We start from the raw sequence: 15,248 nt of genomic DNA, 5'->3' as shown, positions 1-15,248 counted from the left end.
CCGCTAAAATGCGGGCTTTTTTATACGATATGGTTAAAAGCGACTTACTTAGTGTGGCAATGATGGAAAGTCTAAGCCAACCATTTTTTGCATAATGCGAACCACTTGGCAGCTATAACCAAACTCATTGTCATACCAAAGGTAAAGAACGCAGGAATCACCTGTGGCAATGGTTGCTTTTGAGTCAATGGTGCAGGCTTTTCGAGCGCCCACTAAATCAGTTGAAACGACTTCAGTAGACGTAGTGAAATCAATTTGCTCGCGCATAGGCGAGTGAAGAGCCGTTTCACGTAGGAAGTTATTTAGTGTCCGTTTATCGGTTTCCTTTTCTAAATTAAGATTCAAAATAGCCATAGAAACGTTGGGTGTTGGGACACGAATCGCATTACCGGTTAATTTGCCTTCAAGTTCAGGCAATGCTTTTGAAACAGCCTTGGCGGCACCTGTTTCAGTTAACACCATATTTAAGGCGGCAGCACGCCCACGTCTTTCACCTTTATGATAATTGTCGATTAAATTTTGATCGTTGGTGTACGAATGAACCGTTTCAACGTGGCCTTTAATAATGCCAAGCTCATCATTTATTGCCTTCAAGGTAGGTGTGATAGCATTAGTGGTACAACTAGCAGCAGAAATAATTTTGTCTTCTGGCTTGATGTCCGTTGTATTGACTCCAAAAACAATGTTCTTAACGTCTTTACCGGGCGCGGTTAATAGCACTTTACTAGCGCCTTTTGATAAGAAGTGTTCACTCAGTTCTGCTTCATCGCGACGAATGCCAGTGTTGTCGACAATCAAAGCATCATTGATGCCATATTGAGCGTAATCGATTTCTTTTGGGTGGCTCGCGTAGATGACTTGAATTAAATTACCATTGGCCATGATGGTGTTGTTTTTTTCATTGACTTTAATGGTGCCTTTAAACGAACCATGTACAGAATCACGGCGCAGCAAACTGGCGCGTTTTTGTAAATCATTGTCGCCGCCTTTGCGAACAACAATGGCACGTAGGCGCATTTTATTTCCAGAGCCGGTGCGTTCTATAAGTAGGCGTGCTAACAAGCGACCGATGCGACCGAAGCCGTACAAAACCACGTCTCTTGGTTCAGAGGTGGATTGTTCGTGGACCTGACGGATGCCTTCACCTAGTTTATCAGCAAGGAAGTCCTCAATGCCTAAGCCGCTAGTGTCATTCTTAAATTGAACCGCTAACAGTCCTAGGTCAATACGGACAGGTCCTAATTTCATTTTTTCTAATGCGGTTAGTACTTTGAAGCTATCGTGGATGGAGAGCTCCACTTTTTCAAATTGACGAACATAACGGTGCAATTTAAGTAGGGTGACCGGTGAAGCGTTAATGAGCGTTCTTCCGTAAATTTTAAGAACGACGCCATTGGCACGGTACATCTTACCGATGATAGGGATCATGCTTTCAGCAATTTCTTGGCGGCTTTCCCACTCAGCTAAATATTGATCGTGTTGCTCTACACTCATATAAAAGATACCTGTATTTTTTTTAGGGTTGAAAGGAAATTATATCAAATATTAATGGCTAATAGTGCGGTGCAACTGGCGTTGCGATATTTTAAATTGTCGTTTTAAATTAACGTCAGCGCGTCTACTGCTAGTGGGAGCGTTGAATAGAAAATAGGGCCAGTTGCTCCATCGCGAGTTTGTAGTCGTTATCAACAATATCGCGTAATGCATCAATAGCTTTTTGTGCCTCTTTGTCTGCGAACTCGGCAGTGTAGGCTAACGATCCTGTAGATTTTATAATCGAGAGGATATCCATATGAGCGGTGCGATTACCTTCTTTAATTGTTTTTTTAATAAAGTCGGCTTGTTCTTTTGTTCCTGTCGCCATGGCATGGATTAACGGTAATGTTGGTTTGCCTTCGGCTAAATCATCACCCAGGTTTTTACCCAGTTTCTCTGCGTCGGCAGTGTAATCGAGCATGTCATCCATAATTTGAAAAGCGTTGCCCAAATGAAGGCCATATGCCGATAACGCTTTTTCAGTGTCCTCACCTTTGTTTGCAAGTACAGCACCTAGTTGAGTACTGGCTTGAAAAAGTTTGGCGGTTTTTCTTCTAATAACTTCAAGGTATTGAAGCTCATTTGTATCGGGGTTGTTAATATTAAGTAATTGTAAAACTTCACCTTCGGCAATGGCATTGGTGGCGTGAGATAAAATATCCATAACGCGCATGTTACTGACACTGACCATCATTTCGAATGAGCGTGAATGTAAAAAATCACCAACTAGAACACTGGCTGCATTACCCCAAATAGCATTGGCGGTATCGTCACCACGGCGTTTATCCGATTCATCAACGACATCGTCATGCAAGAGGGTGGCGGTGTGAATAAACTCAATAACGGCGGCCAGTATAATATGATCTTTCCCTTCGTAACCTAACGCACAAGCTGATAGTGCAACGAGCATGGGTCTTAAACGTTTGCCGCCACTATTAACAATATGAAAACCAATTTGATTGATCAGAACAACATCCGAGTTTAGTTCTTGCAAAATTTGCTTGTCGACTTGATTCATGGCTGGGGCCATGAGCTGTTGAATTGCTTTAAAGTCTATTTTAGGCGTTGCTGAGGATGCGTTTGTGCTGCTCATTTTTGAGAATTAAGGTAAGGTAATTTAAATCAATAGCGTATAATACCAAGTATTGACGCTTAAAAGCAGATAAGAAAATGCTTTTCCTTGTTTATTTGGGATTGACCAACCGCCCACTAAAGGATAAAATTCGCCTCTTTTTAAAACCACCCACAACACTAGGGAGTCTCTAGACAATGTACGCGGTAATTCAAACAGGCGGTAAACAATATAAAGTCGCCGAGGGTGATTTCCTTAAGATCGAAAAGTTAGACGTTGAAGAAGGTAACGAAGTTACGTTCGATTCAGTTTTATTAGTAAATGGTGAAGCAGGCCTGAAAATTGGCACACCAAATATTGATGGCGCAACGGTGACGGCAACAGTCAAATCTCAAGGTCGTCACAAAAAAGTGAATATTATTAAATTCAAACGTAGAAAACACCATATGAAAAAGATGGGTCATCGTCAGTATTACACTGAAGTACTCATTACTGGTATTTCGGCTTAATTAAACAAAGGACAGATTCATGGCACATAAGAAAGCAGGCGGTAGTACTAGAAACGGTCGCGATTCGGAGTCGAAACGACTTGGCGTTAAGCGATATGGTGGTCAAAGTGTTCTGGCGGGAAATATTTTAGTTCGTCAAAGAGGAACACGTTTTCATGCAGGTGAAAATGTAGGCATGGGCAAAGATCACACATTATTTGCGACAGAAGAAGGTAAAGTTGTATTTGAAGTTAAAGGCCCAAAGCGTAAAAAATATATTCGTATCGAAACTGTTTAGTATAAACAGTGCGCTGCGGTTATAGCGGCAGGTACGTATTAAAAAACCCTGTCTAAGACAGGGTTTTTTATTGCGTTAAAAGATTAAGTCAAAACAAGTGGCAAATAGATAAAACATTGAGACATAAACCATGAAATTCGTAGACGAAGCGACCGTTAGAGTTGAAGCAGGTAATGGCGGTAAAGGCCATGTCAGTTTTCGACGTGAAAAATATATCCCATTTGGCGGCCCAGATGGCGGTGATGGCGGTGATGGTGGAAGTGTTTACTTGCAAGGTACCGAGGCACTCAATACGCTAATCGATATGCGCTTTAATCGCTTAATTAGGGCGGAACATGGTGAGCGAGGTCAAAGTCGTAACTGTACTGGTAAGGGTGGCGAAGACTTAATAGTGCCGGTTCCACTGGGGACTATTGTTTACGACGATGGCACAGACGAGCTAATTGGGGATGTCACCGAAGAAGGTCAAAAATTGCTTGTTGCATCGGGTGGTTTTCATGGGCTTGGGAATACGCGTTATAAAAGTAGTACAAACAGAGCTCCTCGACAGTTTTCAAATGGGACAGAAGGTGAGCAACGTGTTTTACGGCTTGAGTTAAAAGTATTGGCAGATGTTGGAACACTCGGTTTGCCAAATGCAGGTAAGTCGAGCCTAATTCGGGCAATTTCATCGGCGCAGCCTAAGGTAGCCAATTACCCTTTTACTACATTGCACCCAAGCTTAGGTGTAGTGCGAGCAGATGAGCTACGAAGTTTTGTGATTGCAGATATTCCAGGCATTATCGAAGGGGCGGCTGAAGGAGCGGGGTTAGGTAATTTATTTTTACGCCATTTAGCGCGAAATAATTTATTGTTGCACGTGGTAGATGTTGAGCCATACGAATCAGATATTGACCCAGTAAAGGCAGCAAAAGCGGCGATAGAGGAAATTGAAAAGTGGGGTGGTGATTTAGCAAAGAAACCACGTTGGCTTGTCTTGAATAAAATTGATTTGTTACCAGAAGATGAAGTGGATAACTATTGCCAAATGATTGTTAATGAATTGAAGTGGGAGGGACCTGTCTTCAATGTTTCTGCCATTAGAAAGCAAGGTACAAACCAGTTGGTTCATGCCATTATGGATTACCTAGAAGAGCAAAAAAGGCTTGAAGTTGAGCAAGCAGACAAGCCAAAGGACGATAGTTAATTTATTCAAATGAAATCAAGAGTCGATTTAAAACGGGCTAAATGCTGCGTTATAAAAATTGGTAGCGCCGTTTTAACAAATAATGGTCAAGGTTTAAATCGTTCGGCTATTAATCATTGGGTCGCACAAATTAGCCAATTAAAAGCACGCGGAATTGATGTAATTATTGTTTCATCAGGTTCAGTGGCAGAAGGAATGGTGAGATTAGGTTGGTCCGCTCGCCCGCATGCGCTTCAGGAGCTTCAAGCGGCTGCTTCAGTTGGTCAAATGGGGCTTATTCAGGCATATGAACAAAGCTTTCAAGCAGAAGGCTATAAAACGGCGCAGGTTTTGCTAACACATGATGATCTGGCAAATAGAACGCGGTATTTAAATGCCAGAGCAACCATTAAGACCTTGTTAGATTTCTCGGTCGTACCAATTATTAATGAAAATGATGTGGTTGCAAATGAGGAATTACGTGTTGGTGATAACGATACGCTGGCGGCTATTATTGCTAATTTAATGAGTGCAGATTTGTTGATGATTCTCACAGACCAAGATGGTTTTTTCGATAGCGATCCAAGAGTCAATTCGGCTGCAGCCTTATTAAATGAAGTAGGTGTTGATGAAGAGTTTCTAGATCAAGCGGCTAGCGGTGGTTCTGGAACTTTGGGGCGAGGCGGTATGCAAACAAAGTTAACAGCAGCGCGAATCGCATCTCGTTCTGGAACGGCAACTATTATTGCTCCAGGGTTAAGGCAAAATGTTATTTTAAGTCTTATTGATGGTCAGGCGATAGGGACCTTGCTAATACCTAATGAAGCCCCTGTTTCGGCGCGTAAACGGTGGTTAACAGCGCATTTAGATGTCAAAGGTCGGGTTGTACTAGATGTTGGAGCTGCGCAAGCAATAAAAAGGTCTGGGGTGAGTTTGCTGCCAATTGGTGTTGTTGCCGTTAATGGTGAGTTTGCTAGGGGCGAATTAGTTGTTTGTGTTAATGAAAGTAGTGAAGAATTGGCCCGTGGCTTAGTGAATTACAGCTCAACTGATATAGATAAAATTAAGCAAAACAATAGTTCTGAAATTGAACGGTTACTTGGTTATGTTGGTGAGTCAGAAGTTATTCATCGCGATAATTTGGTCTTGCTATAGGCCGGCAATTTATGGGCAATAAAAAAGCCGACCATATGGTCGGCTTTTTTTATAAAACTTAATAACTACTTATGCTTGCTTAAGTTTAACAATGCGAGCATTAAGGCGGCTCTTTAGGCGAGCAGCTTTGTTTTTATGGATAATGCCTTTAGTGACAGCGCCATCAATGTAAGGAACAGCTTCATGATAAGCGGCTTCTGTTACCTCAGCATTACCTTCTTCCGCACTATACACAACACGCTTAATTTTTGTGCGTAATCGTGTACGCGCAGCCATGTTAAGTTGGCGATTTTGTTCTGATTGTTTGGCGCGTTTTAACGCTTGTGCACTGTTAGCCAAGGTAAATCCTCTAGTGATATTAAAAAAGATTGCGCATTTTGATGAAATAATCGGGCTTTGTCAAGCCCGAGGTGCAATAGGGCATTAATAAAAGCGAGTCTTTGATGGGATTTTCATGGGTTAAATAGGTAGGTGACGTTAAATTAATAGCTCTACTCTTGGCTTTGCTGTCGTTTCGTTATTAAGGTCTTTTTCAACACGGGGTTTGCAAGTAAATAAACGAGTTGCTTTTAAATGATAGTTGTTAACGAGGTGGGTTTTTACAGCAACTTGGCGTTCGCTTGCTAGTTTTAGTAAAGGTTCTTGCAGGGGTTTTTCATTGGGGGCTGTTGACGTTGAGGTGTCGGCGCTGTCACTGTTAGCTAAGTTTTGTAAAAACATGTGGTCATGTTGGGTAGCAAAACCACAGATGTGGATGCTTAACTGTGGTCTTTTTTGCATTAATTCGCCGATTTTATTTATCTGATTTATTGAGTTTTCTGCTAGCACGCTATCTCCAGGAGGGAAAATCAATGGTTCTAATTTGATAGAGGTTGCGATGCCATACGCTTTTTCTGCCGCCATAAACATCACGCCGTATGGCTGCAGTGCATATTTCAAAACATTTTTTACGGTACCTTGTAAGGCATTTCCTAGAGCGGTATTAATCACATCACTGATATTGAAATCTGGTGAGGCGAGATCTCCTTTAACAGGGATGTTGAGTTTAATATTGTTGTTATCATCACGTAGCATGGATAAAGCAGATTCCAGTGGCATTGATAGTTGTTGAGTGATTTTTTTCGCCGTACTTTCATTAGCTGGTTCTAGTGCTAATTGGTTTATTTCTAAGCTGGTTTTCCCGTCAAGGATATTGTCTTTTATATCAATATCCAGGTCTGCATTTAGTTGCCCGTTTTCGATGGTGTAACCGAGTTCATTTTTAAAAATGGGTGAAAAATCATGCAGTTCAAAAGCGGATAGCTGAGTTTGAATAGAGGTGTTTATTTTTTCACTAAGAGGGGCGACCTGGCCTTTTATGGACAGTTTAGAAAATTGATCTATTGTCGCTTGAATATTAATCGGTGTTGGTTTCTTTGGTGTGAGTGAATTAATATTACCAATGTTGAGCTGATCTATCATGATCTTCTTCTCAACGCGTTCCAGCTCAGTTTCTTTTGAAAATTTAATTTGACTGTTTTTTGAAATATCTATGTTAGCCACTTGAAATTGAAAAGGCTTAGCAGCGTTATTTGTCTCGCTGGTCTTTTTTTCATCTGCTGCGGGTAGGCTCTTGGTTAGTGTGTTGAGTAAAGGAATGTCACCTTGTTTATTGATATCGAGAACCGCATTCAAGCCATCAATGTTGATTTTTTTAATATCGATATTATTAAGATCATGCAATTGGAGTTTGTCGATAATCAGCTTTTTGCTCTCTAGGAGCGAATTGTTTGATGCTGTTTTGCCAATCGATAGATCGCCTACCTCTACAGATGAGATCGCTATGTTATTAAGTTTTTTAATGCTTAATTGTTTTACCGTTAATGTCTGAGTATTAGCTAAAACCAACTGGGTGAGTTGATTTGTACTCGAGAGCTCGCTTAGAGTTAGTTGGCCTTCAGCGTTGATGCTTGGTTTCTCGGGGCTTGTTATTACTTGTACCGAGCCACTCCAATCACCAGATCCCAATGTGTGCTGTACAGAGGCGCTCGTTATCACAGCTTGTTTGATTGATAATGAGCCCGTTTGGCTATAATCAATACTGTTTTTACCTAATAACAATGAAAACTTGATATCAGTATCGAGTAGCCCTTTTAACTCCTCAATGTTTTCTCCTGCTAATGCCTTAAAGGCATTAAGATTTAGGTTTTTAACGTTGAGCTGACCCTTAACAGAGGGCTGTTCAGAAAACAGAGAAGCACGAATGTGGCCGTTGATTGGTGATGTATTAAGCTGTGTATTAAAAGAGAGGGTGGACAGGTTATTTGGGTCCCAACTAAAAGCTTCATTAATGGTTAACTGGCTGATGGTGAAGTCGTCTGAGAAAGCGTCAGATTGAAAGGTAAAAGAATTGTTTATTATATTAAGTTTATTTAAGCCTAATTCCCAACTTGTTGATGCCTCTTCATTCGTGTCACGGCTTGCGCCGTTCAAAGGAATTTTAATGCTGCCAATATAGAGAGTTTGGGAGTCTTTTTGCTGAATTTTTATATGTGCGTCTTGAATTGTAAGAGAGTTGATGAGCAACCGTTTATTAAATAGGGGTAGCCAATCAATTTGCAGGTTAACAGAGGATATCGAGAGGTCGGCTTGTTGAGGTTCTTGCGTCCGTAAATGGCTAATGGCTAGTTTGCCAGTAAAAGGATTGAAGTCGACATCATCAATAATGACCGTTTTGCTTGCTGCATTGTTAAGCCCTTTGATAAGGCCAAACTGGATGGCGTAAGGCAGTGCAATAAGTAATACGACGAATAACAATGAGCTAATGATTAAGCGTTTTAGCCAAACAATACGAGAGGTTTTTTTATGATCTGAAGCCAATTTCATTATCCGTTTTTTGCCTGATTTGATTCTAAGTGTATTGTGGCGGCTGTTCAACGATAACTTATAATCGAAGGTGTGTTGATTGCCGTCAGCCCTTATAATAAAAGCCTGATAAGTTTGAACATAACTAGAATCAACTCGATACTAATAAAGCTTGCCTCTGAAGAAGGTAAGGGCTATTTAATAAACAGAGGTTAAGGCGCTGAGTAAAACGTTAATAAAATCGACTGCTATTGTGGGCAGCATGACGATGATTTCGCGTGTTCTGGGGTTTGTTCGTGACATTGTTATCGCGCGTTTTTTTGGTGCGAGCGAAGGTACCGATGCATTTTTTGTGGCCTTTAAAATTCCAAATTTTATGCGGCGCTTATTTGCAGAAGGTGCATTTTCACAGGCCTTTGTACCTGTTTTGTCAGAATATAAAGAGACTCAGTCAACCGAAGCACTAAAAGAATTGCTGGCTAAAACGGCTGGTACGCTGGCAACAGTATTATTTTTTATAACGTTACTGGGTGTTATTGGAGCGCCAGTTTTAATTTATATGTTTGCCCCGGGTTTTGACTCAACAGGCTCACGCTACGAGTTGGCCGTTGATATGTTGAGGATAACATTTCCTTATCTATTTTTTATTTCACTGACAGCCATGGCCGGTGGTGTCTTAAACACCTACGGTAAGTTTGCAATTCCTGCGGTAACGCCAGTGTTATTGAATTTATCATTTTTAGCGGCAATATGCTGGTTGTCTCCCTTGCTTGAAAGGCCAATTATGGCGTTAGCGTGGGCTGTTTTGTTGGCAGGAATCGCTCAACTTGCCTTTCAATTTCCTTACTTAAAACAGTTGGGTTTATTGCCTAGAATGTCATTTGATCGTGGACATGCAGGCGTTAAGAAAATTATGAAGTTAATGTTACCAGCCTTATTTGGTGTGTCGGTAACGCAAATTAACTTGTTGGTAGATACTTTGCTGGCATCATTTTTAGTGGCTGGCAGTGTTTCATGGCTTTATTTTTCTGATCGCTTAGTGGAATTTCCGCTCGGTATATTTGGTATTGCCTTGGCAACTGTCATTTTACCTAATTTATCTAAAAGCCACGCGGCAGGTAAGACTAAAGACTTTTCTGCAAGCCTGGACACAGGCTTACGTTGGGTGGTGTTTCTTGGTTTGCCAGCAGCAGCAGGTTTGTTTTTTCTAGCTCAGCCAATGTTAGCAACACTGTTTCAGTACGATGCGTTTACAAGTACTGATGTCGATAATGCATCGTTAAGTCTTATGGCTTACTCAATAGGCCTGCCTGCCTTTATCCTTGTTAAGGTATTGGTGCCGGGTTTTACCGCGAGGCAAGATATGAAAACGCCCGTTAAAATTGGTATTATTGCCGTGGTTTCAAATATGTTAATGAGTGTTGTCTTAGTATTCTTTTTTCAACATGCAGGCCTGGCTTTGGCAACATCGTTAGCGGCTTTTGTTAATGCCGGTTTGTTATTTACTATTTTGATAAAATCTGAAGCGTTCAAACCTCAACAAGGGTGGGTGAGTTTTGTTATAAAAGTGTTGATTGCCAACCTGGTTGTCGGTGTCATCTATGCCTATGATTATTCGCCAGTTCAGTGGTATGAATGGGGTGCGTTTGACCGAGTTTTGCATTTAACGTTGGAAATACTCATGGTGGTTTTGTTGTATGTTACGACCGCGTTCTTAGTGGGTGTGCGTCCTCGGCATTTGTTACTTAAGGGCAAATAATTTATGAGATTAATTAGGTACTTGCCAGATGGGCAGGCTTTTCCAAATGGTAGCGTGTTAACTATCGGCAATTTTGATGGTGTTCATGTTGGACACCGGATGGTGTTGAGCGCCTTAATTGAACAGGCGAAAAGCTTAGGCTTGCAAGCAGTTGTTATGTGTTTTGAGCCACAACCTATTGAATATTTTCGGGCTGAGGCAGCCCCTGCACGTGTGTCGACTGCGAGAGATAAAATAGAGCAGTTGTCGGAAACCGGCGTTGATGCGCTTTATCTTGTGCGTTTTAATGACTTGTTGGCGAATATGTCTGCAGGGCAGTTTGTAGAAATGTTGGTACAACGGCTTAATGTTCAATTATTGATCGTGGGTGATGATTTTTGTTTTGGCAAAAATCGCCAAGGTAATTTTGAGTATTTAAAAGTCGCGGGAGAAAAATATGGTTTTTCCGTACAGCGCTCCCATTCTTTTAAAATTGAAAATGAGCGTGTTAGTAGTACATTAGTTCGACGTGCGTTGGAAAATGGGCGCCTAGATAAAGTGGCGGTTTATTTAAATAGGCGCTTTAGTATGTCGGGTCGTGTTATGCATGGGCACAAACGAGGGCGAGAGTTGGGTTTTCCTACGGCTAACATCCGGGTGAAAAATAGAAAAACTCCGCTTAAAGGTGTTTTTGCCGTTACAATAACACTCGAATCGGGCGTGGTATATAAAGGGGTTGCGAACGTTGGAACGCGGCCTTCCATTGAAGAAGCAACAGCGGTTTTATTAGAAGCACACCTATTTGAATTTTCTGGTGACTTATATGGTCAACGCGTTGTCGTTGCGTTTGCAAAAAAATTACGCGAAGAGAAAAAATTTGAAAATTTAGAACAGTTAACGCAGCAAATTTTAATTGATTCTGAACAAGCTAAAACATACTTTAATCAGACATTAACATCCTAAGAGCATCATGGATTACAAAACAACACTGAACTTGCCAAAAACCAGCTTTCCGATGAAGGCTAACCTTGCTAACCGTGAACCCAATGCGTTGAAACGTTGGCAGGAAATGGGGTTGTACCAGAAAATACGTGAAAAATTTGCTGGTCGTCCTCAATTTGTCCTACATGATGGACCGCCATATGCAAATGGCCCTATTCATATTGGTCATGCGGTGAATAAAGTACTTAAGGATATGATTATAAAGAGTAAAACCCTGCAAGGTTTTGACTCGCCTTATGTGCCAGGTTGGGATTGTCATGGCCTGCCTATTGAATTGATGGTGGAAAAGAAAATCGGCAAAGCAGGCGTGAAGGTGTCAGCAGCTGAGTTTCGTAAAGCCTGTAGAGCCTATGCGACCAAACAAGTAGCTATGCAGAAAGAAGAGTTTGTGCGTCTGGGTGTTTTTGGTGATTGGGAGCGTCCTTATCTGAGTATGGGTTTTCAATTTGAGGCGGATATTGTTCGCTCACTAGGCCGTATTATTGAAAAAGGTCATTTGCATAAGGGATCAAAGCCTGTGCATTGGTGTACCGATTGTGGCTCTGCGTTAGCAGAAGCAGAAGTGGAATACGAAGATAAACGTTCACCAGCCATTGATGTGCGTTTTACGGTCAATGATGAGTCAAGGTTTTTACAACAACTCCACAGCAGTGATAATGCACCTGGGCAGGGCCCTATCTCCGTCGTTATTTGGACGACTACACCGTGGACTTTACCGGCGAACCAAGCGGTTTCATTAAATCCTGAGTTTGATTATGTGTTGGTTCAAAGCGGTGATGAGCGCCTTGTTTTGGCGGAAAAGTTATTAAAAGATGCAATGTTACGTTATGGCATTGAAGATTACCGTGTGCTTGGGTATTGCAAAGGTAAAGATTTGGAACATATGACGCTGAGTCACCCGTTTTATGATCGTGTTGTTCCTATTATTGTCGGTCATCATGTAACGGCTGAGGCAGGCACAGGTGCAGTGCACACTGCGCCGGGCCATGGGCAGGACGATTATATTATTGGTCAGCAATATAAGTTACCAGTGGACAACCCTGTTGGCGATAATGGCGTGTTTTTAGTCAGTACTCCTTTGTTTGCTGGTAAACATGTTTTCAATGCGAATGATGAGGTGATTGACGTTTTAAAAGAACGTGGTGCGCTCGTGCATTCAGAAGTGTTAAATCACAGCTATCCACATTGCTGGCGACATAAAACGCCTATTATCTTTAGGGCGACGCCACAGTGGTTTATCTCAATGGATAAAAATAACCTACGTGAGAAGGCCTTAGCAGAAATTAAACGGGTTAACTGGGTGCCTGAGTGGGGTGAAGCGCGTATTAATAGCATGGTTGAGGGGCGGCCAGATTGGTGTATTTCTCGTCAGCGCAACTGGGGCGTGCCGATTGCTTTGTTTGTGCATAAAGAAACGGGTGAATTACACCCCAATACGGCTGGCTTGATTGAGCAAGTGGCGGTTCTTATAGAAGAGTCGGGTATTGAAGCCTGGTTTGATTTAGATGCTTCGACATTGCTAGGTGATGAAGCGGATGAGTACAGTAAAATTAATGATATTTTAGATGTATGGTTTGATTCTGGTGTAACGCATGCCTGTGTTTTAGAGCGGCGTGAAGCATTAACGTTTCCAGCGGATATGTATCTTGAAGGGTCAGACCAACATCGAGGTTGGTTTCAGTCATCTTTGCTGACATCGGTTGCCATGAATGATCAAGCACCTTATAAGGCTGTTTTGACACATGGTTTTACCGTCGATGCGAAAGGTATGAAAATGTCTAAGTCAAAAGGCAATGTCATTGCGCCTCAAAAGGTGATTAACTCCCTTGGAGCGGATGTTTTACGCCTTTGGGTTTCAGCTAATGATTACAGTGGCGAAATGACTGTCTCGGATGAAATTTTAAAACGAGCATCTGATGTTTATCGTCGATTGAGAAATACCGCACGTTATTTGTTATCAAATTTAAATGACTTTGATCCAGCAAAAGATATGGTAGCGTTTGCTGATATGTTGCCCTTAGATCGTTGGGCGGTTGAAAAAACCCGTGATGTTCAAAAAGACGTATTGAAACACTATGATCAATACCAGTTTTTACAAGTTCACCAAGGTATCCACCACTTTTGTTCTGTTGAAATGGGCAGCTTTTACTTAGATGTCATTAAAGACCGCCAATACACATTACAACAAAATAGCTTAGCAAGGCGTTCATCGCAAACGGCAATGTTCCATATTGCCGAAGCATTAGTGCGTTGGGTAGCACCAATACTCAGTTATACAGCCGAGGAAATTTGGTCAGCAATGCCAGGTGAACGTGAAGAGTCAGTGTTTTTGGCCACTGCTTATGACGGTTTCCCGATTGAGGATACTGAAGTAAGTAATGAGTTGGCGTTTTGGAAGCCGGTGATAGAGATGCGTGAATTGGTTAGTAAAGAGCTGGAACGCGTCAGAGAAGAAGGTCTAATTGGTTCTGGCTTAGATGCAAGCGTCATCTTGTATTGTGAGGGTGAATTATATGAAACACTGGCTAAGATGAACGATGAACTACGTTTTATCTTTATTACCTCATATGCCGAAGTAAAACCTCTTGCAGACAAACCCGAGCAGGCAAAGGCAACGGATAATGCTCAGTTATTCATCACCGTTACTGCCAGTGAGCATGAAAAATGTATTCGTTGTTGGCATCACCGTCACGATGTGGGTGAATCTGAAACGCACCCTGAACTATGTGGGCGTTGCGTAGAAAATATAGAAGGCAGCGGTGAGCAAAGACTGTTCGCTTAGAGTAAGCCGTATGTTTAAGTGGTTAGGATTGTCACTGCTGGTTATAGTTCTGGATCAGGTCAGTAAACTTTGGGTGGTTGCATCTTTTAGCTTATACGAGTCTATTGATGTTATGCCGTTCGTGAATTTAACGTATGTGCATAATAAAGGCGCGGCGTTTAGTTTTTTAAGTACCGCCGGTGGTTGGCAACGTTGGTTCTTTGTCGCAATCGCATCGATTGCAACACTGATTTTGGTGATTTGGTTAAGCCGTTTGAAGCCGAAAGAAAAATGGATGGCCGTGAGCCTGTCATTGATTTTGGGTGGTGCAATAGGTAATCTATATGATCGGGTTGCCTATGGTTATGTTATTGATTTTATAGACGTTTATTATAATTCTTACCACTGGCCCGTATTTAATATTGCTGATTCAGCCATTTCAATTGGCGTTGTAATGATGTTGATAGATATGTTCCGAGGCGAAGACTCAACGGCCAGTCAGTAGCGTCCTAAATTTTTGCCAATCGAAGCTTTCGCCAGGGTCAGTTTTTCGGCCCGGAGAAACGTCACAATGACCAACGATGGTTTCTGTAGAAAGCTCAGGATAATGTTGTATCAAAGTTTGGCAGCAGCAACTAAGTGCTTGGTATTGTTTCTCTGTATAAGGGATATGGTCCGCACCTTCTAATTCTATGCCGATAGAAAAATCATTACAGTTGTCCTCGCCGGCATACTGTGAAACACCAGCATGCCATGCACGTTCTTGAAACGGAACATATTGCGTCACGCTACCATCACGACGGATTAATAAATGTGAAGACACTTTAAGAGTGCAAATCTCTTGAAAATACGGGTGTTGTTTAGGGTCTAATTGATTAAGAAAAAAATCATCAATCCAACCCGCTCCAAATTGATCAGGGGGCAGGCTGATTCCATGCACAATAATTAACCGAATATCAAAAGGGTTTGGACGCTCGTTTTTATTCGGCGAAGCTTTAAATTCAGCAGTTTCTAGTAGACCTAGGCGAATATTTGTTGGTGTGTCAGGCATATAAAATGAGGGTATCTAAATATGTGCTCTAGCGCACAACTTTATACATAAGCTGACTATACTCTATGTATATTAAAGTAACTTCTTAACGTTATGAAGAATGTAAAAAATATAGAGACTCCTGCTCGTCAAAGTAAT

General features: G+C 41.6%; 13 protein-coding genes. 8 read left to right on the top strand and 5 right to left on the bottom strand.

Annotated features, from left to right (window positions below):
- Positions 1-48 precede the first annotated feature (48 nt).
- The gene (locus tag CYCME_RS09950; protein WP_020932927.1) at positions 49-1,494 is read right to left on the bottom strand and encodes a glyceraldehyde-3-phosphate dehydrogenase; all 1,446 of its coding nucleotides are present in this window, start codon (positions 1,492-1,494) and stop codon (positions 49-51) included.
- A 130-nt stretch (positions 1,495-1,624) separates the two neighbouring features.
- Complete coding sequence (ispB, locus tag CYCME_RS09945; protein WP_020932926.1) at positions 1,625-2,629, bottom strand: octaprenyl diphosphate synthase; 1,005 nt, start codon at positions 2,627-2,629, stop codon at positions 1,625-1,627.
- A 176-nt stretch (positions 2,630-2,805) separates the two neighbouring features.
- On the opposite strand from ispB, the gene rplU reads away from it, so the two are divergent.
- The 4 genes from rplU to proB all read left to right on the top strand — a co-directional run bounded on the left by rplU (position 2,806) and on the right by proB (position 5,714).
- The gene (rplU, locus tag CYCME_RS09940; RefSeq protein WP_015005372.1) at positions 2,806-3,117 is read left to right on the top strand and encodes a 50S ribosomal protein L21; all 312 of its coding nucleotides are present in this window, start codon (positions 2,806-2,808) and stop codon (positions 3,115-3,117) included.
- A gap of 19 nt (positions 3,118-3,136) precedes the next feature.
- A complete protein-coding gene (gene rpmA, locus CYCME_RS09935) occupies positions 3,137-3,394 on the top strand; it encodes a 50S ribosomal protein L27 (protein ID WP_015005373.1) in 258 nt (85 codons plus the stop codon).
- Between the two features lie 130 nt (positions 3,395-3,524).
- Complete coding sequence (gene cgtA / locus CYCME_RS09930; protein WP_015005374.1) at positions 3,525-4,580, top strand: Obg family GTPase CgtA; 1,056 nt, start codon at positions 3,525-3,527, stop codon at positions 4,578-4,580.
- A 9-nt stretch (positions 4,581-4,589) separates the two neighbouring features.
- On the top strand, positions 4,590-5,714 hold the full coding sequence (gene proB, locus CYCME_RS09925; RefSeq protein WP_020932925.1) for a glutamate 5-kinase: 1,125 nt from the start codon (positions 4,590-4,592) through the stop codon (positions 5,712-5,714).
- 69 nt (positions 5,715-5,783) lie between these two features.
- Here proB and rpsT read toward each other — a convergent pair whose 3' ends face one another.
- Both rpsT and CYCME_RS09915 read right to left on the bottom strand, forming a co-directional pair.
- Positions 5,784-6,053 (bottom strand): 30S ribosomal protein S20, encoded by a 270-nt coding sequence (gene rpsT / locus CYCME_RS09920; RefSeq protein WP_020932924.1) that lies wholly within the window; start codon positions 6,051-6,053, stop codon positions 5,784-5,786.
- 138 nt (positions 6,054-6,191) lie between these two features.
- Complete coding sequence (locus tag CYCME_RS09915) at positions 6,192-8,579, bottom strand: DUF748 domain-containing protein (RefSeq protein ID WP_020932923.1); 2,388 nt, start codon at positions 8,577-8,579, stop codon at positions 6,192-6,194.
- A 241-nt stretch (positions 8,580-8,820) separates the two neighbouring features.
- Between CYCME_RS09915 and murJ the strand changes: the two genes are divergently transcribed.
- The 4 genes from murJ to lspA are packed head-to-tail and all read left to right on the top strand — an operon-like array spanning position 8,821 to position 14,564.
- Positions 8,821-10,317, top strand: coding sequence for a murein biosynthesis integral membrane protein MurJ (gene murJ / locus CYCME_RS09910; protein ID WP_041933055.1), 1,497 nt, complete (start codon positions 8,821-8,823; stop codon positions 10,315-10,317).
- Positions 10,318-10,320: 3 nt separating this feature from the next.
- Entirely contained in the window at positions 10,321-11,259 is a 939-nt protein-coding gene (ribF, locus tag CYCME_RS09905; RefSeq protein ID WP_020932921.1) for a bifunctional riboflavin kinase/FAD synthetase, read from the top strand.
- Positions 11,260-11,266: 7 nt separating this feature from the next.
- Entirely contained in the window at positions 11,267-14,080 is a 2,814-nt protein-coding gene (gene ileS, locus CYCME_RS09900) for an isoleucine--tRNA ligase (protein ID WP_020932920.1), read from the top strand.
- A 10-nt stretch (positions 14,081-14,090) separates the two neighbouring features.
- On the top strand, positions 14,091-14,564 hold the full coding sequence (gene lspA / locus CYCME_RS09895; RefSeq protein WP_016389788.1) for a signal peptidase II: 474 nt from the start codon (positions 14,091-14,093) through the stop codon (positions 14,562-14,564).
- On the opposite strand, the gene ampD is transcribed toward lspA, so the two are convergent.
- Positions 14,547-15,110 carry a 1,6-anhydro-N-acetylmuramyl-L-alanine amidase AmpD gene (gene ampD, locus CYCME_RS09890; RefSeq protein ID WP_015005381.1) on the bottom strand — a complete coding sequence of 188 codons (564 nt, stop codon included), beginning with the start codon at positions 15,108-15,110 and terminating at the stop codon, positions 14,547-14,549. The genes lspA and ampD overlap by 18 nt on opposite strands.
- Between the last annotated feature and the right edge of the window lie 138 nt (positions 15,111-15,248).

The sequence above is a fragment of the Cycloclasticus zancles 78-ME genome (genome assembly GCF_000442595.1).
Taxonomy (GTDB): Bacteria; Pseudomonadota; Gammaproteobacteria; order Methylococcales; family Cycloclasticaceae; genus Cycloclasticus; species Cycloclasticus pugetii.
This window is presented reverse-complemented; position numbering and strand designations above follow the sequence as displayed.